The following is a 24,537-nucleotide window of genomic DNA, read 5'->3' as shown; positions in this document are numbered from 1 at the left end:
CGCCGGACGTAGAGTCAGGGCCATGACCTCTACCGACAGTGCTGCCACCGACAACGCCCAGAAGGCCCCCGCCAAGGACCCCTGGGACCTGCCCGACGTCTCCGGACTCGTCGTCGGCGTGCTCGGCGGGACCGGGCCGCAGGGCAAGGGTCTCGCCTACCGGCTCGCCAAGGCCGGGCAGAAGGTGATCATCGGGTCGCGGGCGGCCGACCGTGCCCAGGCCGCCGCGGAGGAACTCGGACACGGCGTCGAGGGTGCCGACAACGCCGAGACCGCGCGCCGCAGCGACATTGTGATCGTCGCCGTGCCGTGGGACGGCCACGGCAAGACCCTCGAATCCCTGCGCGAGGAGCTGGCCGGCAAGCTCGTCGTCGACTGCGTCAACCCGCTCGGCTTCGACAAGAAGGGCGCCTACGCGCTCAAGCCCGAGGAAGGCAGTGCCGCCGAGCAGGCCGCCGCCCTGCTGCCGGACTCCCGGGTCACGGCCGCCTTCCACCACCTGTCGGCCGTGCTGCTGCAGGACCCGGAGATCGACGAGATCGACACCGACGTGATGGTGCTCGGCGAGGTCCGCGCCGACGTCGAGATCGTGCAGGCCCTCGCCGGGCGCATCCCCGGCATGCGCGGCATCTTCGCCGGGCGGCTGCGCAACGCCCACCAGGTGGAGTCGCTGGTGGCGAACCTGATCTCCGTGAACCGCCGGTACAAGGCGCACGCGGGGCTTCGCGTCACCGACGTGTGAGCCGCTGAGGCGCATGGGGGACACTGGTCGTCGTCGCAGTGTCCCCCGACAGGAGTCGACCGAAATGCCCCGCCTTGCCCTCTATGCCCTGATCGTGTGCGTCCTCGCCGTGGCCGCGGCCGTCGTCTCCTTCACACGGGGCAGCTGGCTGGGGATCGTCTGGGTGCTGCTGGCGGGCCTGTCGTCCAACATGTGCTGGTACTACGTGAAGCGCGGCAAGCAGGAGAAGTCCGTCACGGGCTGACGCCTCAGGGAGCGGCCGAGCAGAACTCGTTCGAGCCCTGCCAGAAGCGGTACAGCTCCTGACCGCAGTACGTTTCGAAGTCACTGATCTGGAGCGACTTCAGGAGCGAGTCGACCACGTCGAAGAACACGCCGTTGACCGCGGGCAGCCACAGCAGCGCGAACACGAACAGCAGGCCGAACGGCGCGAACGGCTCCACCTGCCGCCGGATGTTGTACGACAGCCAGGGCTCGATGACGCCGTAGCCGTCCAGGCCCGGCACCGGCAGGGAGTTCAGCAGCGCGGCCGTCACCTGGAGCAGCGCGAGGAAGGCCAGGGCGAACCGGAAGTCGCTCGGCACGCCGTCCAGCGCGTCCAGCCAGAACGGGGCCGTGCAGACGATGGCGAACAGCACGTTCGTCAGCGGGCCGGCGGCCGAGATCAGGCTGTGCTTCCAGCGGCCCTGGATCCGCCCCCGCTCGATGAACACGGCCCCGCCGGGCAGCCCGATCCCGCCCATGATCACGAAGATCACCGGCAGGACGATGCTGAGCAGCGCGTGCGTGTACTTCAGCGGGTTCAGCGTGAGGTAGCCCTTCGCGCCGACCGAGATGTCGCCGCTGTGCAGGGCGGTGCGCGCGTGCGCGTACTCGTGCAGACAGAGCGAGACGATCCAGGCCGCCGTCACGAAGAGGAACACGGCGACCCCGGGCTGCTCCGCGAACCCGGTCCAGGTCGCCCACCCCGTGACCGCCGTCACGGCCAGAATCCCGACGAAGACGGGACTGATCCGCCGCTCACTGTGGCGGCTGGTGGCGGTGGTCATGGGACTCCCTGCACTGTCGGACGCGATGGGACGCCCGACGGTACCGGGCGCAGGGGGAAAACGTCTCGCGCGGGGCGGTCGGTTCCGGGGAGGGTGGGGGCATGGGGCTGTGGCACGTGTTCTACGCGGACTGGCAGATGGAGTGCTGCGGCACGCCGTTCTCGGTGGGGGACGAGGTGAGCTGGCCGCTGATGCTCGTGGACTCGGACAGTGTGCTGGGCGGCGGCTGGCACGACCAGCTCACCGAGCTGGCCGGGCCGGTCGAGGACGTGGGCGGCGTCCGGGTCGTGCGGGAGGGGACGGGACTCACGGTGGCCCTGGCCGCGGACCCCGACTCCGAGGAGGACCGGCGGCCGAGGCCGGAGGACCGGATGAGGTCGGTGGGGTTGCTGTCCGTCGAGCGGCACGGGGCGGTGTGGCCGCACGCCGAGGGACGGGTGCGGGCGGTGCAGGTGCTGACCCAGGTGTACGCCGAGAGCGCGCCCGGATCGCGTTCCTGGGAGCCGGTGCGCCGGGAGCGCGGGCTGCGGGCGGTGGACCGGTGTCCCAAGTGGTTCACCGGGACCGAGGGGAAGCGGGATGCCGACGGACGGGGACGGCAGTCGCGTGAACCGGGAGCGGTGGTGACCCTGGACGTGCCGGGCACGGACTCCCGCCTCTCCCACACCGTCCGCGAGGCCCGGGGCATCCCGCAGGACGCGAAGCCCGGCGCGGAGACGGAGGGACTCTCGGCGGCGGACCTGGCGGCTCTGCTGCAGACGCTGAGCACGGCGGCCGGCCCACGGGGGCGCCGGGGGCGGTCCGGTGGGAGGGGCGTTCGACATGGTCGACGTGTCTGACCGCTGCGGGTGCGGCTGCCGCAGCGGTCGGGGACGGGCCGGGCTCGCCACGGACCGACGCCCGACGCCCGGTGCCCAACGCCCGGGCGCTCGCGGCCCGTTCGGGGTGGAGGAGGGCCGCGGCCGGCCGATGTCCCTTGCACGTCGGGGGCTTTCCGTCGTGGCCGGCTCGGCTCGGCCGACGGGCCCGGGGGCGTGTCGAGCCGAGGCTTTCCGCCCGTCGCTTGCCGGGTTCTGGCCCTGGCCGGGTGCGTCGAGGGCCGGATTCCGTGTCGGAAGTCGGCCGTGGGCCGGCGCGCTGCCGGTTGCCCGGGGGCTGCCGGCCCCGGCCGGTTCATGCCCGTCGTGCCGAGCCGGGCCCGGGGGGCCGGGGGTTCGTGACAGGCTGAGGCTCTCCGTCCGTCGCTCCCCGCCCGTTGCTTGCCGGGTCTGGCCCTGGCCGGGTGGCCGGGGCCGTGGCGGCCGTCGGTCGGTGCGCTGCCGATGGCTGGGGCCGGGGCCTCAGTCGGCGGTCCCGGCCCGCCGCGCCGTAGAACCGTCGTGACCCGCCCTCGTACCACCGGAGACAATGGATCCCGTGCGCTATCGCATCCTCGGCACCACGCAGGCGCTCCGCACCGACGGCACGGTCGTCCCGGTGGGCGGGGCGCGGCTGCGTGCGCTGCTGACCGTGCTGGCCCTGCGGGCCGGCCGTACCGTGCCCGTCGGGCTGCTGGTCGACGACGTGTGGGGCGCTGATCCGCCCGCCGACGCCCCGGGGGCGCTCCAGGCGCTGGTCGGGCGGCTGCGGCGGGCGCTCGGGGCGGACGCGGTCGCCTCCGAAGAGGGCGGGTACCGGCTCACGGCCGCGCCCGACGACGTCGACCTGCACCGGTTCGAACGGCTGGCCGGTGAAGGGCTGCGGGCCCTGGCCGACAGCGAACCCGCCAAGGCGGTCATGGTCCTGGACGACGCCCTCGCCCTGTGGCGCGGCCCGGCCCTGGCCGACCTGCCCGACCGCGCCGCCGAGGCGGCCCGCCGGGACACCCGCCGCCTGGACGTGCTGCGCGCCCGCCACAGCGCCGCCCTCGCCCTCGGCCAGGCCGAGCAGTCCCTGCCCGAGCTGACCGCCCTGTGCGACAGCCATCCCCTGGACGAGCCCCTCCAGACCCTGCGCCTGCGCGCCCTGCGCGACGCCGGCCGCACGGCGGAGGCGCTGGACGCGTACGAGGACGTGCGGCGGCTGCTCGCCGACCGGCTCGGGGCGGATCCGGGACCGGAACTACGGGCCCTGCACGCGGAGTTGCTGAAGCTGGGCGACGGCAGCGCCGCGCCCGAGCCCTCTGCGGACGCGCCGGCCGCGGGCAATCTGCGCGCCCGCCTCACCTCCTTCATCGGCCGCGAGTCCGACATCGAGACCATCCGGGACGATCTCACCGCCGCCCGCCTCGTCACGCTGCTCGGACCGGGCGGGGCGGGCAAGACCCGGCTGTCCCAGGAGGCCGCCGAGGCCGTACGGCACGCGATGCCGGGCGGCGTCTGGCTGGCCGAACTCGCCCCGGTCGACGACCCCGCCGCCGTACCGGAGGCCGTGCTCACCGCCGTCGGCGCCCGCGAGACCGTGCTGTACGGCGCCGGCGCCGAGGGCATCCGGGCCGCCGTCGCCGACCGGCTCGACGATCCCGTCGAGCGGCTCGCCGAGCACTGCTCCAGACCCAGCATGCTGCTGATCCTCGACAACTGCGAGCACGTCGCCGACGCCGCCGCCCGGCTCACCGGGGAACTGCTGGAGCGCTGCCCCGGCCTGACCGTCCTCGCCACCAGCCGCGAACCCCTCGGCGTGCCGGGCGAGTTGCTGCGGCCCGTGGAGCCGCTGCCCGAGCCGGTCGCGCTGCGGCTGCTCGCCGACCGGGGCGCGGCGGCCCGGCCCGGTTTCCGGATCGAGGACGACCCCGAGGCGTGCGCGGAGATCTGCCGGCGCCTCGACGGGCTGCCGCTGGCCATCGAGCTGGCCGCCGCCCGGCTGCGGATGCTGACACCGCGCCAGATCGCCGACCGGCTCGACGACCGCTTCCGTCTCCTCACCTCCGGCAGCCGCACCGTCCTGCCCCGTCAGCAGACCCTCAGAGCCGTCGTCGACTGGTCCTGGGACCTGCTCGACGAGGACGAACGGGACGTCCTGCGGCGGCTGTCGGTGTTCGCGGGCGGCTGCGACCTGCCCGCCGCCGAGGCGGTGTGCGGTCCGGACGCCCTGGAGGCGCTCGGCTCGCTCGTCGACCGCTCCCTGGTCGTCGCCACACCGCCCGGCGAGCCGGCCGACGGCGAGATGCGCTACCGGCTGCTGGAGACGGTCGCCGAGTACGCCGCCGAGCGACTGGACGAGTCCGGGCAGCGCGCCGCGGCCGAGCGCGCCCACCTGACGTACTTCCGCGAACTCGCCCGCACCACCGACCCGTTGCTGCGCGGCCCGGACCAGCTCGCCGCGATCCGCCGGCTGGAGCGCGAGTACGAGAACCTGCGCACCGCCCTGCGGCACGCCGTCGCCCTGCGCGACGAGCAGGAGGCGCTGTGCCTGACGCTGTCCCTCGTCTGGTACTGGCAGATGCGCGACCTGCGCATCGAGGCCCGCAACTGGTGCCGAGAGGTCATGGCCCTCGGCCCCGACCCCTTCACCGAGCCCGTCCGCCGCGCGGCCCCGGTGTGGCAGCGCTGCACCGACACCCCGCCCCCGATGACCGGCGAGGTCCTTCTGGAGGCCCGGCGCGGTGTCCACCTGGCCCATCTCGCCTGCATGGACACCGAACTGGACGCATGGCAGAACCCGCGCTCCCAGCAGAAGCTGCGGACCATCTCCCTGACCTACGAGCCCGGCCTGCCGCAGAACTGCCGGCTCCCCGGCCTGCTCTGGTTCTTCGCCGTGATGCTGACCGGCGACATGGAGCGGCTGCGCGTCATCATCGACGCGTCCATCCGCACCTGCCGGGAGACCCCCGGCTTCGACTGGGAGCTGGCCTCCGGCCTCCAGATGCGGGCCAACTTCCTCGCCAACCGCACCGACTGGGCGGGCGACGCCGCCCGCGACGCGGACGAGTCGCTGGAGATCTACCAGCGCCTCGGTGACGCCTGGGGCACCGCCGAGGCCCTCTCGGCGCGCGCCGAGGCCCGCGAACGCAAGGGCGACTACGCGAGGGCCGCCGCCGACTACGAGGCGGCCATCGCGCACGCCGAACGCGTCGGCGCCCGCGCCCAGGCGGCCGTCCTCGCCGCCCGGCTGGGCAGCGCGCTGCTGGAGGCGGGCGAGGGCGAGCGCGGCGAGCGGCTGCTGCGTGAGGTGATCGCCCGGCGCGAGGACACGCACAGCGAGGCCATGCCCGCAGCCCGCCTCTTCCTGGCCGGCTGGCTCGGCATGACGGGCCGCGTCCCCGAGGCGCGCGAACAACTGCGGCGGCTGCGCCAGGACTTCCGTATCGCCCACTTCATCATCTTCGACGCGTACATCCTGGGCACGGAGGCGTGGCTGGACGCCATGGAGGGACGGTACGAGGAGTGCCTGGACCGGATCCGCAAGGCGCTGGAGCGGGCCGCCGACCCGCTGTCCGAGGCCATCGCACCCCATATGCGTTCGGGTTACCTGGTCATCGGCGCCTCTGCCCTGGCAGCCCTCGACGGCGGGCGGCGCGCCGTGGACGCGGCCCGCTGCCTGGGCGCCTTCGACGCCCTGCTGCCGTCCGGCCACATCGCCCAACGGCAGGAGCGCGAGACCCGCGAGCGGACGGAGCGCCAGGTCCGTGCGCTGCTCGGCGACCAGGCGTACGAGGCCGCGTACGCGCGGGGCGGCGGCCTCTCCCTGGAGGAGGCCACCGCCCTGCTCTGACGCGGATCGGAGCTCGCGCCCGGTCAGTTCTTCGTGCGGAACTTGTGGATCGCGACCGGCGCCATCACCGCGGTGATCGCCACCGACCAGCCGAGCGTCACCCACAGGTCGTGCGCGATCGGCCCGCCCACCATCAGACCGCGCGCGGCGTCCGCCAGCGTCGACAGCGGGTTGTAGTCGGTGAACGCCTGCAGCCAGCCCGGCATCGACGTCGTCGGCGCGAAGATCGACGAGCCGAACTGGAGCGGGAACAGCACCAGGAAGCCCATCGCCTGCACGGACTGCGCGTTCTTCAGGATCACGCCCAGGGTGAGGAACACCCACATGATCGACGAGGCGAACGCCGTGGACAGGGCCACGGTCGCGAACAGCCCCGGCCAGTTGCTGATCTCGAACCCGACCGCGACGGCCACGATCATCAGCACGGCGGTCGCGAACAGCATCCGCAGCAGCTCCACCGAGATCTTCGCGAACAGCACCGAACCCCGTCCGATCGGCAGGGACCGGAAGCGGTCCATGACACCGGAGTTGAAGTCCTGGCTGAAGCCGGTGCCGACGCCCTGGGACAGCGTCATGCTCATCATCGCGATCATCCCGGGGATCACGTACTGCACATAGCGGTCCTGCCCGCCGCCGAGCGCCTGCCCGATCGAGCCGCCGAAGACGAACACGAACAGCAGGGTGAAGATGACCGGCATCAGCAGGGCGTCGGCCATCGACTCCGGGTCCTTGCGGATCCACAGCAGGTTGCGGCGGATCAGGGCACCGGTGTGGCGCAGGTGGCCGCGCAGCGAGATACGGGCGTCCGCCTCGGCGTCGTGGATGGTGACGGCGCTCATACGGCGGCCTCCTGAAGGTCTTCGGCGGGCGTGGCGTCCTGCGGGGCACTGGCGCGGTGGCCGGTGAGGGACAGGAACACCTCGTCCAGGCTGGGCAGTTCGGTGGTGAGGGAGGAGAGGGTGATGCCGCGCGCGGTGACCGCGCCGACCACGGCGGTCAGCTGCTCGTCGCTGAGGATCGGCACGAGGACGTCACCGCGTTCGGTGTCCACGGTCGTGGTGGCCAGCCCGGTGATCCCCAGCTCGTCCAGCGCGCCGGCGAGGGGCCGCAGCTGCGCCGGATCGGCCGGGCGGATCCGCAGCGCACGGCCGCCGACCTTCGCCTTCAGCTCCTCGATGGCACCCCCTGCGATGATCCGGCCGCGGTCGACGACCGTCAGCTCGGAGGCGAGCTGCTCGGCCTCCTCCATGTACTGGGTGGTGAGCAGCACGGTGACGCCGTCGCCGACCATGCGCTTCACCTCGTCCCACACCTCGTTGCGGGTGCGCGGGTCGAGCCCGGTGGTCGGCTCGTCCAGGAAGAGCACGGCCGGCCGCCCGATCATGGACGCGGCCAGGTCCAGCCGCCGCCGCATGCCCCCGGAGTACGTCGCCGCCGCCCGCTTGGCGGCCTCGGTCAGCGAGAAGCGCTCCAGCAGCTCGTCGGCCCGGCGGCGGGCGTCCTTGCGGGGCAGGTCGAGCAGCCGCCCGATCATGTACAGGTTCTCCCAGCCGGAGAGCTTCTCGTCCACGGAGGCGTACTGCCCCGTGAGCCCGATCACCCGCCGCAGCTGCCGGGGCTGCCGTACGGCGTCGTAGCCGGCGACGGTGGCGCGGCCCGAGTCGGGAGCGAGCAGGGTGGACAGGATCCGGACCAGGGTCGTCTTCCCGGCCCCGTTCGGCCCGAGGACACCCATGACGGTGCCCTCCCGCACATCCAGGTCGACCCCGTCCAGTGCCTTGGTCTCGCCGTAGTGCTTCACCAGCCCCCGCACGGTCACAGCGGCGCCGCCGGTGTTCTTGTCGATTCGCGTCATGCCCCTGACGATGTCAGCCCCCACCGACAAACCGCCGACAGACCGCCGACAGGGGCCCCGGGGCCACCGACAGCACGCGACAGCCCGCCGACGGGGGAAGATCGGCGGGCTGCCTGTGGTACCGCAGTGGCTCTGGCAGTGGATCTAGTGGACGGAGTGCTCCTCCTGCGGGAACGTTCCGCCGACGACCTCCTCGGCGAACGCCTTCACCGCGTTCCCCATGACCTCACGCAGGTTCGCGTACTGCTTCACGAACTTCGGCATCCGCCCGCCGGTCAGGCCCAGCATGTCGGTCCACACCAGGACCTGCGCGTCGGTCTCCGGGCCCGCCCCGATCCCGACGGTCGGGATGTGCAGCACCCGCGTCACCTCGGCCGCCAGCTCCGCCGGAACCAGCTCCAGCACCACGGCGAACGCGCCCGCGTCCTGCACGGCCTTGGCGTCCCGCAGTAGCTGCTGGGCCGCCTCCTCGCCCCGCCCCTGCACGCGGTAGCCCATCGCGTTGACGGACTGCGGGGTCAGGCCGATGTGCGCCATGACCGGGATGCCGGACTCGACGAGCAGCCGGATCTGCTCGTGCGACCGCTCGCCCCCCTCCAGCTTCACGGCCTGCACGCCCGCCTCCTTCACCAGCCGGGTCGCCGAGCGCAGCGCCTGCACCGGGCCCTCCTGGTAGGAGCCGAAGGGCAGGTCGCCGACGATCAGGGCGCGCGAGGTGCCCCGTACGACCGCCGCCGACAGCATGGTCATCTCGTCGAGGGTGACGGGCACGGTCGTCTCGTACCCGAGGTGGCAGTTGCCCGCCGAGTCGCCGACGAGCATGACCGGGATCCCGGCCTCGTCGAAGACGGACGCGGTCATGGCGTCGTAGGCGGTGAGCATGGGCCACTTCTCGCCGCGCTCCTTGGCGGCGGCGATGTCCCGCACGGTGATGCGGCGGGTGCCCTTGCCCCCGTACAGCGTCTTGCCGCCGTCGGAGGACTTCGTCTGAGCAGTCTGGGCAGCCGGAAGCTGCGTCATTGCACGGCTCCTAACACGTCATCTCGAGGCGCCCTGACGGCGTCCCCGGACCACGTCCATGGTGGCACCTCGTGTCGGCAAGGGCTAGGGGAGCCCCTGTGAGTTCCGCCCCCACGCCGTGAAACACAGGGCACGTAAGGGCTCGGTAAAAGATTCCAATACGAGACGGTCTCGTATCGAAATGGTTCTACGCTCGACGGCATGACTACTCCTGCCGACCGCGCCGCCCCCACCGGCCCCCGCATACCGGAAGCGGTGCACCGGCGCCGCTGGGCGATCCTCGGCGTGCTGATGCTCAGCCTGCTGATCGTCGTCCTCGACAACTCGATCCTGAACGTCGCCATCAAGACGATCTCCACTCCCGCCCCGACCGGCCTGGGGGCCACGCAGAGCGAGCTGGAGTGGGCGATCAACGCCTACACCCTCGTCTTCGCGGGCCTGCTGTTCAGCGCCGGTCTGCTGGGGGACCGGCTGGGCCGCAAGAAGGTGCTGCTCGGCGGGCTCGCGGTGTTCGGCATCGGCTCCGCGCTCGCCGCCTTCTCCGGCTCCCCGGGCGAGCTCATCGCCTTCCGGGCCGTCATGGGCCTGGGCGCCGCGTTCGTCATGCCGGCCACCCTCGCCGTCCTCATGCACGTCTTCGAGCGCGAGGAGCAGCCGAAGGCCATCGGCATCTGGGCGGGCGGCGTCGGCCTCGCCATCGCCATCGGCCCGATCACCGGCGGCGTGCTCCTCGACCACTTCTGGTGGGGCTCGGTCTTCCTCATCAACGTGCCGATCGTGCTGCTCGCGCTCGCACTGATGCTCTGGCTGGTGCCCGACTCCCGGGACCCGAACCCCGGCCGCCTCGACCCCGTCGGCGTCGTCCTGTCCGTCGTCGGCCTGGTGCTGCTCGTCTACGGCATCATCAAGGGCGGCCAGCTCGCCGACTTCACCGACGCCACCGTGCTGTCGACGATCGGCGCGGGGCTCGCGGTCCTCGTCGCCTTCGTGGTGTTCGAGAAGCGCAGCGACCACCCGTCCATCGACGTCACGTACTTCAAGAACAAGGTCTTCTCGGCCGCCATCACCGCCATCGCGCTGGTCTTCTTCGCGCTGATGGGCGTGACCTTCTTCTCGGTCTTCTACACGCAGAGCGTGCGCGGCTACTCGCCGCTGCAGACCGGTCTGCTGATGCTGCCGCTGGCCGCCGCCCAGATGATCTTCGCGCCGCGCGCCCGGCTGATGGTCGACCGCTTCGGCAACCGGGCCACCACGACCGCCGGACTGCTGGTCATCGCCGCGATGCTGGCCGCCTTCGCCACGCTGGAGGCCGACACCCCCATCTGGATCCTGGAAGTGATCTTCTTCCTGATGGGTACCGGCATGGCGCACATCATGACGCCGGTCAGCGTCGTCATCATGCAGGCCCTGCCCCGCGAGAAGGCCGGCTCGGCCTCCGCCCTCAGCAACACCTTCCGGCAGGTCGGCGGCGCCCTCGGCATCGCCATTCTCGGCTCGGTGCTGTCCACGGCGTACCGCACGGGCATCGAGGACAAGCTCGGCCAGTTGCCGCCGGCCGCCCGGCACACCGCGGGGGAGTCCATTGAGGCCACCCTCGGAGTCGCCGCGAAGCTGGGCCCGCAGGGCAAGTCCCTGGTCACCCCGGCCTACGACGCCTTCCTGCACGCGATGCACATCACCGCCCTGTGGGGAGCGGGCGTCGCACTGATCGGCGCGGTCGTCGTGGCGCTGTTCCTGCCCGGCAGGCCGCCGGTGCCCCAGGAGGGGGAGGAGGAGAAGGAGCTGTCGGACGCGCGGTCGTAGAACTGCGCGAGAATTCATCCCCGACCCGCTCGAGAGAGGACGGAGCGACGTGAGCCTCGCCGCAAGGCAACCCCGGCACGACGGCCCTGCGAGGGGCCGCCCCAGAAGCGAGGCCGTCGAGCGCGCCATCATCGAGGGCCTGATGAGGCTCCTGGAGGAGGGCGTGCCCCTCGCGGAGCTGTCCATCGAGCGCGTCGCCCGGACCGCCGGCGTCGGCAAGGCCACCATCTACCGGCGCTGGAGCGGCAAGGAGGAACTCTTCGTCGACGTCCTGCGCGCGGTCGAACCCCCCGAGCCCCCGCTCTCCGGCACCTCCATGCGTGACGACCTCGTGGCCCTGCTGGAACAGGCGCGCCGGCGCGGCCTGGCCAAACGCTCCTCGGCGATCCTGACCAATGCGCACGCCCAGATGAAGAGCAGCCCCAAGATCTGGGCGGCGTACGAGGCCACGGTCCTCGCACCGCGCCGCCGGCTCGGCCTGGAGATCCTGCGCCGGGGGCAGGAGAACGGCGAACTGCGCACGGACGTCGACCTCGAACTGCTGAGCGACATGTTCATCGGGCCCGTGCTCGTGCGCTCCGTCCTGCGCCCGGACGCCGACCTCCCCGACGACCTCGCCGCCCAGGTCGTCGACACACTCCTCGAAGGCCTACGCCCCGTCAGTTCCGCAGCTGACGGCCGCTAGTGTGCGCGTTTCGTCACAGACGGCGCTTACTGAGGGCCCGGTCGGAACTCGGCGCGCGGGCTCGTACGTCATCGCCCCCGTACGGCCGTCGGAGGACGGCGGGAACGGAACGGATCATCCCCTAGGGTCGTAGACACGGGGGCGATGGTGTGCACGGGCAGGCAGTGAGGCGACGGTATGGCGCAGCAGGCGTACATGACGGAGACGGGCAACGGCGGCTCGGGGCCCGAGCCCCGGGGAGACCGGCTTCGGCGCCTGTACGACCGGCTGCTCGGCGGCCGGCTCGGCGACCGGCGCATCTGGCGGCGCGGCCTCGTCCTGGCCGTGTGCGCGGTGCTGCTGGCCGTGGTCATGATGCTGCACTCGCGCATTCCGAACACGATCGGCAACCTGGGCAGCCTCGTCGAGACGTTCCTGCCCTGGCTGGGTCTCCTCATCCCGGTACTGCTCCTGCTCGCCGTGGTCCGCAAGTCCGCGACCGCGCTGGTCGCGGTGCTGCTGCCGGCACTGGTCTGGCTGAACCTCTTCGGCGGCCAGCTCACCGACAAGACCGCCACCGGCGGCGAACTCACCGTGGCCACGCACAACGTCAACGCGGAGAACCCCGACCCGGCCGGCACCGCCCGTGAGGTGGCCGCCTCCGGCGCGGACGTGGTGGCCCTGGAGGAGCTGACGGAGGGCGCGGTCCCGACGTACGAGAAGGCGCTGGACTCGACGTACCCGTACCACTCGGTGCAGGGCACGGTCGGGGTGTGGAGCAAGTACCCGCTGACCGGCGTGCGGGCCGTCGACATCGACCTGGGCTGGACGCGGGCGATGCGCGCCACCGTGACCGCCCCCGCCGGGCAGGTCGCCGTCTACGTCGCCCACCTGCCCTCGGTACGCGTGAAGATGGAGGCCGGGTTCACGGCCCGGCAGCGCGACCGGAGCGCCGACTTCCTGGGCGAGGCCATCGCCCATGAACCGCTGAGGAACGTCGTCCTGCTCGGCGACCTGAACGGCACCATGAACGACCGCGCGCTCAACGCCGTCACCTCCCAGATGCGCTCCACGCAGGGCGCCGCCGGCAACGGCTTCGGGTTCAGCTGGCCGGCGTCGTTCCCGATGGCGCGCATCGACCAGATCATGGTCCGGGGCCTGAAGCCGGAGAGCTCATGGACCCTCCCGGAGACGGCCAGTGACCATCTGCCCATCGCGGCCCGTGTGAGTGTCACCACAGGCGGCTGAGGAAAACCGCAGCTCAGGGCGCGTTCGGCAGGAGTCGGCAACCGAGGCTTCACCTCTTGGCGACCTCGCGGAATAGTGGGCCTGCGAGACTTTGTTCCGTACTTGAACATACGAAGTCACAGTACGAACCCCCGTAAGTCTCGAAAGGCTCCCTCATGCCCCTGGCCCTGCTCGCCCTCGCCGTGGGCGCCTTCGGCATCGGTACCACCGAGTTCGTGATGATGGGGCTGCTGCCCGACGTCGCGAACGACCTCAACATCTCGATACCCAGCGCCGGCCACCTGGTGTCGGCGTACGCGCTGGGCGTCGTCATCGGTGCCCCGCTGCTGGCCGCGGTCACCGCCCGGATGTCCCGCCGTACGGTCCTGATCGGGCTGATGGGGCTGTTCGTCGCGGGCAACGCGCTGTCGGCCCTCGCTCCCGACAACGGCTGGCTGCTGGCGGCCCGCTTCCTGAGCGGTCTGCCGCACGGCGCCTTCTTCGGCGTCGGCGCCGTCGTCGCGACGAACATGGTCGGCCCCGAAAGCAAGGCGCGCTCCGTCTCCCTGATGTTCCTCGGCCTGACGGTCGCGAACGTCGTGGGCGTGCCCGTCGCGACCCTCATGGGCCAGCAGCTCGGCTGGCGGGCGACCTTCCTCGGCGTCAGCGCCATCGGCCTGGCGGCGATCGCCGCGCTCGCGTTCCTGATCCCGCACGACCACGAGCACGCCACCGCGCAGGGCCTGCGCGGCGAACTGGCCGCCCTGCGCTCCGTCCCGGTCTGGCTGTCGCTCGGCACCACGGTCGCGGGCTTCGGCGCCCTCTTCGCGGCCTACAGCTACATCACGCCCATGCTCACGGACGCCGCCGGGTACGCCGGCGCCAGCGTGACCCTGCTGCTGGCCCTGTTCGGCGTCGGCGCGACCGCCGGCAACCTGCTGGGCGGCCGCCTGGCCGACCACTCCCTGCGGGGCACCCTGTTCGGCGGACTGGGCGCCCTGGTGGCGGTGCTGGCACTGTTCCCGCTGCTGATGCGCACGGAGCTCACCGCCGCCGTCGCCGTGATCCTGCTCGGCATGGCGGCCTTCGCCACCGGCTCCCCGCTCCAGCTGATGGTCATGGACAAGGCCGCCTCGGCCCCGTCCCTGGCCTCCTCCGCCAACCAGGCCGCCTTCAACCTGGCCAACGCGGGCGGCGCCTGGATCGGCGGCCTCGCCCTGGCCGCGGGCTTCGGGGTCACCTCCCCCGCCCTGGCCGGCGCGGCCCTGGCCGTGCTGGGTCTCGGCGTGGCGTCGCTGGCGTACGCGGTGGACCGGCGCAGTGCGCCGGTCGGCGGGCGCGAGCGGGTCGTGGCGAGCCATGTCCCGCAGGAGGCGGAAGCGGTACGCCGCTGACGAAAGGCCGGTGCGCCGGCGCTGTGACTCGGGCGGCAGCTCGCGGGTGTGTTCCGCGGGCTGCCGCTCTGTGTGCAGGAGGTTGTGAACGGGGCCGTTCAGCGCGGAATCACCCAGTCCGGTGTCCAGGTCCCGGCGGCGTCCTGGCCGGACGTCGTGGCGGCGAGGTGGGCGCGGAGGGTGGCCAGCGCTGGGTGGGGGTTGTCGCGGTGCCAGAGGAGCGAGTGCGGGTAGACGGGCGTCGGGCCGGTCACCGGGATGCGGCGCAGACCGTGGTCGGCCGGCCAGATGAGGCGGGTGTGCTCGCCCATGAAGGTGGCCAGGGCCGGGGTGTCGGAGATGGTGTCGAGGAGCGCGTCGGAGCCGAAGTTGGGGCCCGTCACCTCGATGGTGAGGCCGAACTCGGCGACGAGGTCGTCGTAGTAGGCGCCCCACTCGGTACCGGGGGCGATGCCGGGCATCCAGATCCGGTGCCCGGTGAGCTGGGCGACGGTCACCGACCGGGCGCCCGCCAGTGCGTGGGCGGGGCCGGTGAGGAGCTGGAGCGGCTCGTCGAGCACCCGGACGGACTCGATGTCCTCGGGAAGAGGCCGGCCGGGCGCGGCGACGGCGCGGAAGGACGCGTCGATCGCACCGGAGCGAAGGGCGGCGACGGCGGTCTCGATGTCGAACAGCATCATCACGTCGAGGTCGATCTCGGGGTGTGCGCGGTGGAAACCGCGCATCAGGCTCGACTGCGCGCTGCGTGAGGCGATCACGTCGACGCGCAGCGGACGGCGGCCGGGGCGCACGGACGCGCCGGCACGCTCGGCGACGCGCAGCAGCTCGCGTGCGTGGGGCAGGAACGCCTGACCATCGATGGTGAGTTCAGCCCCGCGTGGGGCACGGGTGAACAACCGCACGCCGAGGGTGCGCTCCAGCGCGGCGACGCGTTTGGAGACGGCCTGCTGGGTGATCGACAGGTCGGCGGCGGCTTTCTGGAACTGGCCCGCTTCCGCGACGGCGACGAAGGTGCGTACCGCTTCGAGATCCACGCCGATCCACCTTAGTGAACAACTGGTGGTTGTGGATTGCCGGCAGGTCGGTTGTTTGACCTGCTGTTGCCCTGCCCGCTTACCTCTCATCGGTCAACGTCGGTTTGTTCGGATGGGACCCCGAGGGGAGTGCGCTGAGCATGGTGGGCGGAAGACGGTTGGGCCGGCCGTTCGGCTGGCTGTGGGCGTCGTATGCCGTGAGCGCGTATGGGTCCGGCCTCGGGTTCGGGGCGTTGCCGCTGATCGCCGTGCTGGTGCTGCATGCCGGACCCGCTGAGGTGTCCGCGCTGTCCGCGGTGGGGCCTGCGGTGGGGGCGCTGATCGCGGTGCCGCTCGCGCCGTGGGTGGAGTTCCGGCGCAAGCGCCCGGTCATGATCACGATGGACCTGGCCCGGTTCGCGGCCATGGCGACGATCCCCGTCGCCTACGCCTTCGGATGGCTCGGTTTCGTCCAACTGCTCGTGGTCTCGGCCGTGGTCGCCGCGGCCAAGATCACCTTCAACGCGGCCAGTGGCGCCTGCCTCAAGGCTCTCGTGCGGCCGGACGACCTTCTCGTCGCCAACGCGCGGTTCGAGTCCACGAACTGGAGCTCCATCGCGGTGGGACCACCGCTGGGCGGGGCGGCGATCGGCCTGTTCGGGCCGGTCACCACCGTGGTGGCCGACGCGCTCAGCTACCTGCTCTCCGCGCTGGGCATCACCGCGATCCGCGGCCAGGACGAAGCGCCGCGAACGACCGACAGGAGACCGCTCCGGCCGGGCGCACTGCTCGACGGCTGGCGACACATCATGGGCCACCCCGGTCTGCGGCCGCTCTACCTCAATCAAGTGGTCGTAGCCGGGCTGATCATGGCCACCGAGCCGCTGCTGGCAGTGCTCCTGCTTCGCCAGCTCGGGTTCCCACCCTGGCAGTACGGCCTCGCCTTCGCCGCCCCCTGCCTCGGCGGACTCATCGGCTCGCGACTGGCCCGCCCTGTCGTGGCCCGCTTCGGCCGGCACCGGGTCTTCCGGACCGTCGGCACCCTGCGCGCCATCTGGCTGATCGGCCTGGCCTTCGTCCGTCCCGGCGTCGTCGGCCTCGTCACCGTGATGGTCATCGAGCTGGCGATCATCATCAACATGAGCCTGTACAACCCCGTACTCGCCACCTACCGGCTCGAACACACCCCCGAGCATCTCGTCGCCCGCACCCTGACGGCCTGGTCGATCGGCCAGCAGGCGTCCATCGCCGTCCTCACCGCACTCGCCGGGCTGCTCGCCGGCATCACCAGCCCACGCACCGCTCTCACGGTCGCAGGACTGCTCATCCTGACCACCCCGTTCCTGCTTCCCCGACAGGACCGGGCAACCGAGGGGACGCGGCCGGTCGGCCTCTCACTTCGGCGCGCGGGGAACACCCCACCAGGTCCGGGAAGTTCTCCGTGAACCACTCCCGGATTCACGGAGGTTGCCAGTGCTGGCTGCGCGCTACCACCGCTACGGCGGTCCAGAGGTCCTCTCCGTGGAGGAGGCCGAGGAACCCCACGCCGGCCCGGGGCAGGTCCGTATCTCGGTGCGTGCCACGGGCGTCACGCCCGCCGACTGGTACCTGCGCTCGGGGATGCTGAAGGAGATGGCCTCCCTGCGGTTCCCCCACATCCCCGGCATGGACGCCGCCGGCGTCGTCGACGAGGTGGGCGAAGGCGTGACCGGCACCGCCGTCGGAGACGAAGTGTTCGGCCTCGCCCCCCTGGCCCGGCTGGGCGGCGCCTGCGCCCAGTACGCGGTGCTGGAGGCATGGGCCCGCAAGCCCCGGGCGTGGTCCTTCGAGGCGGCGGGCGGTGCCGCGGGCAACGTCGAGACGGCCACCTGTGTGCTGGACGCCCTCGGGGCCGCCGAGGGCATGACCCTCCTCATCGAGGGTGCGGCCGGCGGCGTCGGCACGATGACCGCCCAACTGGCCAGGGCCCGCGGGCTGACCGTGATCGGCACCGCGAGCGAACGCAACCACGACTTCCTCGACGGACTCGGCGTCACCCCGGTCACCTACGGTCCCGGCCTGGCCGGTCGCCTGGCCCCGCTCGCTCCGCAGGGCGTCGACGTGGTGCTGGACGCGGCGGGCAAGGGCTCCCTCGCCGACCTGGTGGCCATCGCCGGAGACCCGCACCGCGTGGTGACGATCGCCGACTTCGACGCCGCCCGCCACGGAGTACGGATCTCCCGCTCCGGGGTGGGGGAGCCCGGCTGGTCAGGACTGCCGTACGCCGCGTCCCTCGCCGAGGCGGGCCGCCTCACCGTGCCGGTGCACAAGGTGTTCCCGCTGAAGGACATCGCCGCGGCGCACGAGGAGAGCGCCGCCGGTCACGCGCGCGGCAAGATCGTCGTCACCGTGTCCTGAGGCACAGAGCTCTCGCGGTCAGGCGCGGCGTGCCGCGACGACCGCCGAACTGGACGGCGTGGTCGGGACTTCGGTGGCGTCCAGGTCCGGGTGGGTGAGGTAGAAGAGGCGGAGCTCGTCCACCTCGCCCTCGAACCGGGGCGGCCAGTCGGCCGAGGGGGTGAAGTCGTCCAGGACGAGGATGCCGCCGGGTGCCAGCAGTTCGACGACCCGTTCGGGGGCGTCCCGCTTGCCGCCGCCGTCGCAGAAGAAGACGTCGAACGGGGCGTGTCGCTCAAGGAGCCGCCAGTCGCCGGTCAGCACGCTGACGCGGTCGTCGTCCGCGAAGACCCCGGCCGCTCGCCGGGCCAGCTCCTCGTCGCGGTCCACGGTGACGAGACGCGCACCGGCCCCCAGACCACTGTGCAGCCACGCGGTGCCCACGCCCGAGCCGGTGCCGCTCTCGGCGACGACCCCGCCGGGCTTGGCGGCGGCGGCCAGCCGGAGCAGCCTGCCCACTTCGGGGATGCAGCTCTTCTCGAACCCCGCCTCGGCGGCAAGCCGCTCTGCGGTCACCACGCGGTCCGGAACCACACGCCCTGCCATGATCAACCCCCCTGTCAGTGTCAGCCAGACGCTACCTGACTCTCCGTCAGTGAGCTGACCAGTTGGGCGAGTTCGTCGAACCGCCCGTCGAAGGCGTCGGTGCTCGCCGGCGGATCCCCGGCCGGCCGCCGGACATGGGCGGTCCGCATGCCGACCGCCTGTGCTCCGCGCAGGTCCCAGGCGTGGGCGGCCACCATGAGGACGCGTTCCGGTGGGCATCCGGCGGCGTCGAGCGCGAGCCGGTAGACCTCCGGCGCCGGTTTGTACGCCTGGACGGCTTCGGCGGACAGGGCCTGGTGCCAGCGCAGCCCGGCGTGCGCGTTGAGGTGCAGCAGCGCCGTGCGGCCGGCGTTGGAGAGCCCGATCAGGGGGAAGCGCCGCGCGAGTTGTCCGAGACCGGCGACGGAGTCGGGCCAGGGCGGCAGCCGCCGGCCCGCCGTGGCCAGCCGGGCGATGACCGCGGGGTCGGAGAGTCCGGCCCGCCCGGCCACGCGTCGTGCGGCCTCCGCGTCGATGATCTCCGTGCCGGCGTACGGGCGCAGCCCTTACCGGATACGCCGCTGTTCGTCCTCGCGGTGCTGTTGCCACAGGGCGAGCAGGTCGTCGAGGGCCGCCTCGCCGGAAGCGGGCAGGGCTTCGCGTATCGCGGCCCGAAGCCCCCCGGGCTCGTCGACGAGGGTACCGAGGACGTCGAAGACGACGACGTCGACATCGCTGATCCCGGGCATGCGTCCCCCGCCTTTCGCGCCGCTTGCGTCACCACCTGAGGCGGTGACGATGCTGTCACCGCCTCCGTCACCGGTCAAGGGGGTGACGCGGACGCCGGGTTGGTGCGCGGCGGCGCGGCGCGCGAGGCCGTCAGACCGACTCCCGCCACCCGTTCGTGATCGGCAGGCGGCGGTCCTTTCCGAAGCCCTTCACCGAGATCTTCGTGCCCGGCGGGTACTGCCGTCGCTTGTACTCCGCCGTGTCGACCATGCGCAGCGTCTTCGTGACCAGCTCGCGGTCGTAACCGGCCGCGACGATCTCGTCGGCGCCCCGGTCCCGGTCGACGTACAGATCCAGGATCGCGTCCAGCACCGGGTAGTCGGGGAGCGAGTCGGTGTCGACCTGGCCCGGGCGGAGTTCCGCGCTCGGGGGCTTGGTGATGGAGTTCTCGGGGATCGGCGGGGTCTGGCCGCGTTCCCGGGCGGCCCGGTTGCGCCACTCGGCCAGGCGGAAGATCGACGTCTTGTAGACGTCCTTGATGGGGCCGTAGGCGCCCACCGAGTCGCCGTAGAGCGTCGAGTAGCCGACCGCCAGTTCCGACTTGTTGCCGGGGGCCAGGACGATGTGGCCCTCCTGGTTGGAGATGGCCATGAGCAGCGTGCCGCGCAGGCGGGACTGGAGGTTCTCCTCGGCCAGGCCCGTCAGGCCCAGCGCGCCCATGTACGCGTCGAACATCGGCTCGATCGCGACCGTGCGGTAGTTCAGGCCGGTGCGGCGGGCCAGTTCCGCCGCGTCGTCCTTGGAGTGGTCCGAGGAGTACTTCGACGGCATCGACACGCCGTACACGTTCTGCGCGCCCACCGCGTCGCACGCGATCGCCGCGACCAGCGACGAGTCGATACCGCCCGACAGGCCGATCAGGACGGACTTGAAGCCGTTCTTCGCGACGTACGCCCGCAGACCCACGACCAGCGCCGAGTAGACCTCCTCGTCGTCGTCCAGGCGGTCCGCGTAGCCACCGGTGAGCTCGGGCTCGTACGGCGCCAGAGGCTTCTCCGACAGCACCACCCGGTCGATGCGCAGACCGTCGTCGACCACGCCCGTCGGCGCGTCCGCCGACGCCGCCGGCAGGTCCAGGTCCAGGACCACGCAGCCCTCGGCGAACTGCGGCGCGCGCGCCACGACCTCGCCGTCCTTGTCCACGACGATCGAGTCGCCGTCGAACACCAGCTCGTCCTGGCCGCCGATCATGGCGAGGTAGGCCGTCGTGCAGCCGGCCTCCTGGGCCCGCTTGCGGACCAGCTCCAGACGCGTGTCGTCCTTGTTGCGCTCGTACGGCGAGGCGTTGATCGAGACCAGCAGGCCCGCCCGCGCCGAGCGCGCCGCGGGGACCCGGCCGCCGTCCTGCCAGAGGTCCTCGCAGATGGCCAGGGCGACATCCACGCCATGGACGCGCACGACCGGCATGCTGTCGCCGGGCACGAAGTAGCGGAACTCGTCGAAGACGCCGTAGTTCGGCAGGTGGTGCTTGGCGTAGTTCAGCACCACCTCGCCGCCGTACAGCACCGCCCCCGCGTTCTGCGGCGCGCCGGCCGGCTGGCCGTACTTCGGCTGGGCGGTCGCGCAGCGGTCGAGGTAGCCGACGATCACCGGCAGCTCGCCGAAGCCCTCGTCGGCCAGGCGGACGGCGAGGCTCCGCAGCGCCGCCCGGGAGGCCTCCACGAAGGACGACCTGAGGGCCAGGTCCTCGACGGGATACCCGGTCAGCGCCATCTCGGGGAACACCACGAGATGCGCCCCCTGCTCGGCGGAGTGCCGGGTCCAGCGGACGATCGACTCGGCGTTCCCGGCGAGGTCGCCGACGCTCGAGTCGATCTGGTTCAGGGCGAGACGTAGTTGAGGCACGGGCCCAGTGTAATCGTCAGAGCGACGCAATGGGGTGGTGTGGGTCACGCCCACACCACCCCGATCCCCTTGCGATGGTCGGCTCGCGGAAGTCAGCGGCGCCGGTACGACTCCACGTACCCGCTCGCGGGCGTGCCCACGCCGGTGACGTCGTCGTAGCCCTTCACGGCGGACAGCGAGCTGTCCTTGCCCAGGCTGCGCACGGACGTGGCCAGGCCGCCCGTGGCGTCGTAGCCGTTCACGAAGTCGACGCGGGCCACGGCCAGGCCGGAGCCCGACGGGTCGTCGGTGACGTCGTGGTAGGCCTTCGAGCCGGCCTTCGCGTAGATCGCCGGGTTGGCGAAGCCGATCGGCGTGCCGCCGCGGGCCTCCTGGGCCAGCGCCTGGATGGCCGCGATGGTCGGCGCGGCGAGCGAGGTGCCGCCGATGCGGTACTCGCTGTACGCCTGCGTCTTCCCGTCGGGCATCGTCTGGGTCTGGCCGACCAGGAACCCGGTGTTCGGGTCGGCGATCGCCGCGATGTCCGGGACGACGCGGTTGCCCGCCGCGCTGTTGGCCTTCGCCAGCGCGTCCGGCACGACGCCCTTCTGGTACGAGGGCTCGGCGACGGTCCTGCTGGTGCCGCCGCCCGCGCCGGAGGTGAAGGCGCCGGGGAAGTCCGTCCAGCTCTTGCCGTCGGCCGACAGGTTCGCCTTGTCGGTGCCCCAGCCGGTCTCCCACAGGTACGTGTCGTTCTTGCCGACGGCCAGCGAGGTGCCGCCGACGGCGGTCACCCACGCCGAGTTGGCCGGGGAGTCGACCTGCTTCGTCCCGGAACTGGCGACCTCGTCGCCGTTGTCGCCGGAGGAGAAGTAGAAGCCGATGCCCTCGACCGCGCCCAGCTGGAAGACCTGGTCGTAGGCGGCCGCGAGGTCGGGCGTCTGCGCGGCCTCGACCTCGCCCCAGGAGTTGGAGACGATGTCGGCCAGGTGGTGGTCGACGACCTTGCCGAGCGCGTCGAGCAGGTCGGTGTCGTTGCAGGAGGCCGCGCCCACGTAGGTGACGTCCGAGGCCGGCGCGACCGCGTGCACGGCCTCGACGTCCAGGGTCTCCTCGCCGTACCAGCCGGAGGCCGAGCAGTCCTTGGTGTCCGTGTACTTCTTCGGCAGCACCTGGTGCAGCCGGCCGGTCTTCCAGGCCGCGTCGCCGTGCTTGCCGGCGTAGGTGGACGCGTCGTAGGCGATCGTCGGGGAGGCGTAGGCGTCCGTGATGGCGACCCGGACGCCCTTGCCGGTGCGCGTGCCCGCGCCGTAGGCGGCCCGCAGCTGCTTGCCGGTGTAGCCCTTGACCGCGTACGGGATCTTCGTACCGTACGCGTCCGGCAGCGTGCTCGCGGTGTTCGAGCCGTAGTACGAGGAGAACGGCCCGGCGTTGCGGAAGACGGTGTCCGGCGGCGGCAACTGGTCGTCGTGCGTGACCATGTGCGGGGCGTTGTCGAGACCCGTGACGGTCAGCACGGCGCCGGCCAGACCCGACGGCACGGAGGCGGTGCTCGCCGGGGCGCGGTAGGTCTTCGCGCCCTTGGCGAAGTTGTGCAGCTGGGCGCCGAAGGCCTTCTGTGCGGCGGCCACGTCACCGGTGACGGAGACGTAGTGCGCGGTGACGCCGGTGACCTTCAGACCGGCGGCCGTCAGCCAGGCCTTCACGGCCGCCACCTGGGCCTTGGTCGCGCCGAAGCGGGCCTGCGCCTGCTTGGCGGTGAGGTACTTGCCGTACGAGGCCGACGTCGGGTCGGAGACGGCCTTGGCGTACGCGGCGAGGCCGGCCGCGTCGCGGCCCTGGAGGTAGACCCGGGCCGACACCCCGGCGCCGTCGGAGGCGGCGCCCTTGTCGGCCCTGGCCGTGGCCCACGCGGGCTTGGTCCCGGCGAGCAGGTCGCGGAGCGGGTGGTCGGCGGCGTGGGCCGCGGGCATGCCGAGCGCCAGCGCGCCGACGAGCATCGGCAGTGTCGCCGCCATGCTCACTCCGGCACGCACCTTGGCGCGTTTGGATCTCATGGAACCCCCTGTGCGGTTCGACGCGAGTGGATCACTCGACCGTCGCCACTCTCGCGACGAACCGTTCATGCCAGGGGAATGCGCACCCCAAGAAGCGCTCTACGGAGGCCAAGAGGAAGCCAAGGGGCCGCGATACAGGGTGATTTGGGGCTTACGCCCTACGGGCGCGGCGCGGCGCCCCGCTCCTTCAGCAGGTCCGTCATCAGCCCGATCTCCGACTGCTGCGCGTCCACCATGCCCTGGGCGAGCCGCTTCTCCACGCCGACCTTGCACTTGTCGACACAGCCCTCGGCCATGTGGACGCCGCTCTTGTGATGGTCCGTCATCAGCTGGAGGTAGAGGATCTCCGCCTGCTTGCCGCTGAGTTCGCCGAGCTTCTTCAGCTCGGTGTTGGTCGCCATGCCCGGCATCAGCGCGCCGTCCTTGCCGGAGGCCATGCCGCCCATGTCCATCCAGGTCATCGGCGGCTCGGAGGACACCTTGGGCAGCCCCCACAGATCGAGCCAGCCGAGCATCATGCCGCGCTGGTTGGCCTGCGTCTGCGCGATGTCGTACGCGAGGCGCCGCACCTCCTCGTCCTTCGTGCGGTCGCGCACGATGTAGGACATCTCCACGGCCTGCTGGTGGTGCACCGCCATGTCCCGCGCGAAACCGGCGTCCGCGGACTCGGGGGAGGGGGTCCGGCCGCCGCCGTCGTCCCCGGCGACGGCGTAGGTGATCGCGCCGGCCGCGACGAGCGCCGTCGCCGCGGCCCCGGCGATCAGAGCGGCCTGCCTCACTGCGACAGCCCGTTCGTGCAGGCGGCGCCCGGCTCGGGGGTCTGCTCGCCCTGGACGAACTTCTCGAAGAACTTGTCGACGTTCGGGTCGCTCGCGCCCGTCACCGTGCGCTGGTGGCCCCACGCCGACAGCATGATCGGGTCCTTCTGGTCGTCCATCGGGCTCATCAGCGTGTACGGCGTCTTCTTCACCTTCGCCGCGAGTGCGTCGACGTCGGCCTTCTTCGCGCCGGCGTTGTACGTCACCCACACCGCGCCGTGCTCCAGCGAGTGCACGGCGTTGGTGTTGTTGATCTTCTTGGTGTAGACGTCGCCGTTGCAGTTCATCCAGACCTGGTTGTGGTCGCCGCCGACCGGGGGCTCGGAGGCGTACTTCACGGCCTTGGTGACGTGGTTGCGGGCCAGCTTGCCCTCCCAGGTCTTCACGCCGTCCTTGCCCGTGACGAACTTGCCCTTGCCCGAGGTGTCGGTGGCCGCCGTGTCGCTGCCGCCGTCGGACTGGGACCGCACGAGCACGACACCGCCGGCGACGAGACCGCAGACGATCACGACACTGGCCGTGATGGTGAGGATCCGGTTGCGGCGCTCACGGGCCTGCTCGGCGCGCCGCATCTCCTCTATCCGCGCCTTGCGGTCCGTGTTGCTCTTCTTGGCGGAGCCCATGGGGTG

Annotated in this window: 20 protein-coding genes and 1 pseudogene; 10 read left to right on the top strand and 11 right to left on the bottom strand. The window is 72.0% G+C overall.

The features are described from left to right. The first annotated feature begins 22 nt into the window (after positions 1-22). Positions 23-742, top strand: coding sequence for an NADPH-dependent F420 reductase (gene npdG / locus ACZ3I3_RS04690; protein WP_020269687.1), 720 nt, complete (start codon positions 23-25; stop codon positions 740-742). A gap of 13 nt (positions 743-755) precedes the next feature. Beyond that, complete coding sequence (locus ACZ3I3_RS04685) at positions 756-986, top strand: hypothetical protein (protein WP_467362509.1); 231 nt, start codon at positions 756-758, stop codon at positions 984-986. Positions 987-990: 4 nt separating this feature from the next. On the opposite strand, the gene ACZ3I3_RS04680 is transcribed toward ACZ3I3_RS04685, so the two are convergent. Further along, complete coding sequence (locus ACZ3I3_RS04680) at positions 991-1,791, bottom strand: site-2 protease family protein (protein WP_467362508.1); 801 nt, start codon at positions 1,789-1,791, stop codon at positions 991-993. Positions 1,792-1,892: 101 nt separating this feature from the next. Between ACZ3I3_RS04680 and ACZ3I3_RS04675 the strand changes: the two genes are divergently transcribed. Together ACZ3I3_RS04675 and ACZ3I3_RS04670 are read left to right on the top strand one after the other, a co-directional pair. Beyond that, the gene (locus ACZ3I3_RS04675; RefSeq protein ID WP_467362506.1) at positions 1,893-2,630 is read left to right on the top strand and encodes a DUF6578 domain-containing protein; all 738 of its coding nucleotides are present in this window, start codon (positions 1,893-1,895) and stop codon (positions 2,628-2,630) included. A gap of 568 nt (positions 2,631-3,198) precedes the next feature. Further along, entirely contained in the window at positions 3,199-6,483 is a 3,285-nt protein-coding gene (locus ACZ3I3_RS04670) for an AfsR/SARP family transcriptional regulator (protein WP_467362505.1), read from the top strand. A 23-nt stretch (positions 6,484-6,506) separates the two neighbouring features. On the opposite strand, the gene ACZ3I3_RS04665 is transcribed toward ACZ3I3_RS04670, so the two are convergent. The 3 genes from ACZ3I3_RS04665 to panB all read right to left on the bottom strand — a co-directional run bounded on the left by ACZ3I3_RS04665 (position 6,507) and on the right by panB (position 9,358). Continuing rightward, entirely contained in the window at positions 6,507-7,322 is an 816-nt protein-coding gene (locus tag ACZ3I3_RS04665) for an ABC transporter permease (RefSeq protein ID WP_467362503.1), read from the bottom strand. Then, entirely contained in the window at positions 7,319-8,338 is a 1,020-nt protein-coding gene (locus tag ACZ3I3_RS04660; RefSeq protein WP_467362501.1) for an ATP-binding cassette domain-containing protein, read from the bottom strand. Before ACZ3I3_RS04660 ends, ACZ3I3_RS04665 begins: the two co-directional genes overlap by 4 nt. A 144-nt stretch (positions 8,339-8,482) precedes the next feature. Further along, positions 8,483-9,358 (bottom strand): 3-methyl-2-oxobutanoate hydroxymethyltransferase, encoded by an 876-nt coding sequence (panB, locus tag ACZ3I3_RS04655; protein ID WP_436726679.1) that lies wholly within the window; start codon positions 9,356-9,358, stop codon positions 8,483-8,485. A gap of 201 nt (positions 9,359-9,559) precedes the next feature. Between panB and ACZ3I3_RS04650 the strand changes: the two genes are divergently transcribed. The 4 genes from ACZ3I3_RS04650 to ACZ3I3_RS04635 all read left to right on the top strand — a co-directional run bounded on the left by ACZ3I3_RS04650 (position 9,560) and on the right by ACZ3I3_RS04635 (position 14,446). Next, complete coding sequence (locus tag ACZ3I3_RS04650) at positions 9,560-11,161, top strand: MFS transporter (protein ID WP_467362499.1); 1,602 nt, start codon at positions 9,560-9,562, stop codon at positions 11,159-11,161. A gap of 49 nt (positions 11,162-11,210) precedes the next feature. Beyond that, the gene (locus ACZ3I3_RS04645; RefSeq protein ID WP_467362497.1) at positions 11,211-11,846 is read left to right on the top strand and encodes a TetR/AcrR family transcriptional regulator; all 636 of its coding nucleotides are present in this window, start codon (positions 11,211-11,213) and stop codon (positions 11,844-11,846) included. Positions 11,847-12,023: 177 nt separating this feature from the next. Beyond that, positions 12,024-13,073 (top strand): endonuclease/exonuclease/phosphatase family protein, encoded by a 1,050-nt coding sequence (locus tag ACZ3I3_RS04640; RefSeq protein WP_467362496.1) that lies wholly within the window; start codon positions 12,024-12,026, stop codon positions 13,071-13,073. A 155-nt stretch (positions 13,074-13,228) separates the two neighbouring features. Beyond that, positions 13,229-14,446: an MFS transporter gene (locus tag ACZ3I3_RS04635; protein ID WP_467362494.1), complete on the top strand. Its 1,218-nt coding sequence runs from the start codon at positions 13,229-13,231 to the stop codon at positions 14,444-14,446. Positions 14,447-14,544: 98 nt separating this feature from the next. Here the strand turns inward: ACZ3I3_RS04635 and ACZ3I3_RS04630 are convergent, their stop codons facing one another. After that, on the bottom strand, positions 14,545-15,480 hold the full coding sequence (locus tag ACZ3I3_RS04630; RefSeq protein ID WP_467362492.1) for a LysR family transcriptional regulator: 936 nt from the start codon (positions 15,478-15,480) through the stop codon (positions 14,545-14,547). 140 nt (positions 15,481-15,620) lie between these two features. On the opposite strand from ACZ3I3_RS04630, the gene ACZ3I3_RS04625 reads away from it, so the two are divergent. Beyond that, a complete protein-coding gene (locus ACZ3I3_RS04625; protein WP_467362490.1) occupies positions 15,621-16,904 on the top strand; it encodes an MFS transporter in 1,284 nt (427 codons plus the stop codon). A 28-nt stretch (positions 16,905-16,932) separates the two neighbouring features. Then, positions 16,933-17,856, top strand: a complete 924-nt coding sequence (locus tag ACZ3I3_RS04620) for an NADP-dependent oxidoreductase (RefSeq protein WP_467362489.1) — start codon at positions 16,933-16,935, stop codon at positions 17,854-17,856. Positions 17,857-17,874: 18 nt separating this feature from the next. On the opposite strand, the gene ACZ3I3_RS04615 is transcribed toward ACZ3I3_RS04620, so the two are convergent. From ACZ3I3_RS04615 to ACZ3I3_RS04590, 6 genes and pseudogenes are all read right to left on the bottom strand, one after another. Continuing rightward, a complete protein-coding gene (locus ACZ3I3_RS04615) occupies positions 17,875-18,441 on the bottom strand; it encodes an O-methyltransferase (RefSeq protein WP_467362487.1) in 567 nt (188 codons plus the stop codon). Between the two features lie 20 nt (positions 18,442-18,461). Next, positions 18,462-19,169: pseudogene (locus tag ACZ3I3_RS04610) on the bottom strand (haloacid dehalogenase type II). A gap of 130 nt (positions 19,170-19,299) precedes the next feature. Beyond that, positions 19,300-21,054: an NAD+ synthase gene (locus ACZ3I3_RS04605; RefSeq protein ID WP_467362485.1), complete on the bottom strand. Its 1,755-nt coding sequence runs from the start codon at positions 21,052-21,054 to the stop codon at positions 19,300-19,302. Between the two features lie 92 nt (positions 21,055-21,146). Beyond that, positions 21,147-23,090: a S53 family peptidase gene (locus ACZ3I3_RS04600; RefSeq protein ID WP_467362483.1), complete on the bottom strand. Its 1,944-nt coding sequence runs from the start codon at positions 23,088-23,090 to the stop codon at positions 21,147-21,149. A gap of 158 nt (positions 23,091-23,248) precedes the next feature. After that, the gene (locus ACZ3I3_RS04595; protein WP_467362481.1) at positions 23,249-23,869 is read right to left on the bottom strand and encodes a DUF305 domain-containing protein; all 621 of its coding nucleotides are present in this window, start codon (positions 23,867-23,869) and stop codon (positions 23,249-23,251) included. After that, positions 23,866-24,531 carry a DUF3105 domain-containing protein gene (locus ACZ3I3_RS04590; protein WP_467362480.1) on the bottom strand — a complete coding sequence of 222 codons (666 nt, stop codon included), beginning with the start codon at positions 24,529-24,531 and terminating at the stop codon, positions 23,866-23,868. The genes ACZ3I3_RS04595 and ACZ3I3_RS04590 overlap by 4 nt, the downstream gene beginning before the upstream one ends. Positions 24,532-24,537 lie beyond the last annotated feature (6 nt).

Source organism: Streptomyces sp. NPDC016851, from assembly GCF_055562795.1.
Note: the sequence above shows the minus strand (reverse complement) of the source record. Positions and strands in the feature narration are given on the sequence as shown.

Bases quoted from the DNA above. Each gene is read 5' to 3' on its own strand.
- ACZ3I3_RS04635 (WP_467362494.1), top strand. From the start codon at position 13,229: ATGCCCCTGGCCCTGCTCGCCCTCGCCGTGGGCGCCTTCGGCATCGGT.
- ACZ3I3_RS04600 (WP_467362483.1), bottom strand. From the start codon at position 23,090: ATGAGATCCAAACGCGCCAAGGTGCGTGCCGGAGTGAGCATGGCGGCG.
- ACZ3I3_RS04675 (WP_467362506.1), top strand. From the start codon at position 1,893: ATGGGGCTGTGGCACGTGTTCTACGCGGACTGGCAGATGGAGTGCTGC.
- ACZ3I3_RS04590 (WP_467362480.1), bottom strand. From the start codon at position 24,531: ATGGGCTCCGCCAAGAAGAGCAACACGGACCGCAAGGCGCGGATAGAG.
- ACZ3I3_RS04680 (WP_467362508.1), bottom strand. From the start codon at position 1,791: ATGACCACCGCCACCAGCCGCCACAGTGAGCGGCGGATCAGTCCCGTC.
- ACZ3I3_RS04685 (WP_467362509.1), top strand. From the start codon at position 756: ATGGGGGACACTGGTCGTCGTCGCAGTGTCCCCCGACAGGAGTCGACC.
- ACZ3I3_RS04665 (WP_467362503.1), bottom strand. From the start codon at position 7,322: ATGAGCGCCGTCACCATCCACGACGCCGAGGCGGACGCCCGTATCTCG.
- panB (WP_436726679.1), bottom strand. From the start codon at position 9,358: ATGACGCAGCTTCCGGCTGCCCAGACTGCTCAGACGAAGTCCTCCGAC.
- npdG (WP_020269687.1), top strand. From the start codon at position 23: ATGACCTCTACCGACAGTGCTGCCACCGACAACGCCCAGAAGGCCCCC.
- ACZ3I3_RS04650 (WP_467362499.1), top strand. From the start codon at position 9,560: ATGACTACTCCTGCCGACCGCGCCGCCCCCACCGGCCCCCGCATACCG.
- ACZ3I3_RS04670 (WP_467362505.1), top strand. From the start codon at position 3,199: ATGGATCCCGTGCGCTATCGCATCCTCGGCACCACGCAGGCGCTCCGC.
- ACZ3I3_RS04615 (WP_467362487.1), bottom strand. From the start codon at position 18,441: ATGGCAGGGCGTGTGGTTCCGGACCGCGTGGTGACCGCAGAGCGGCTT.
- ACZ3I3_RS04660 (WP_467362501.1), bottom strand. From the start codon at position 8,338: ATGACGCGAATCGACAAGAACACCGGCGGCGCCGCTGTGACCGTGCGG.
- ACZ3I3_RS04625 (WP_467362490.1), top strand. From the start codon at position 15,621: ATGGTGGGCGGAAGACGGTTGGGCCGGCCGTTCGGCTGGCTGTGGGCG.
- ACZ3I3_RS04640 (WP_467362496.1), top strand. From the start codon at position 12,024: ATGGCGCAGCAGGCGTACATGACGGAGACGGGCAACGGCGGCTCGGGG.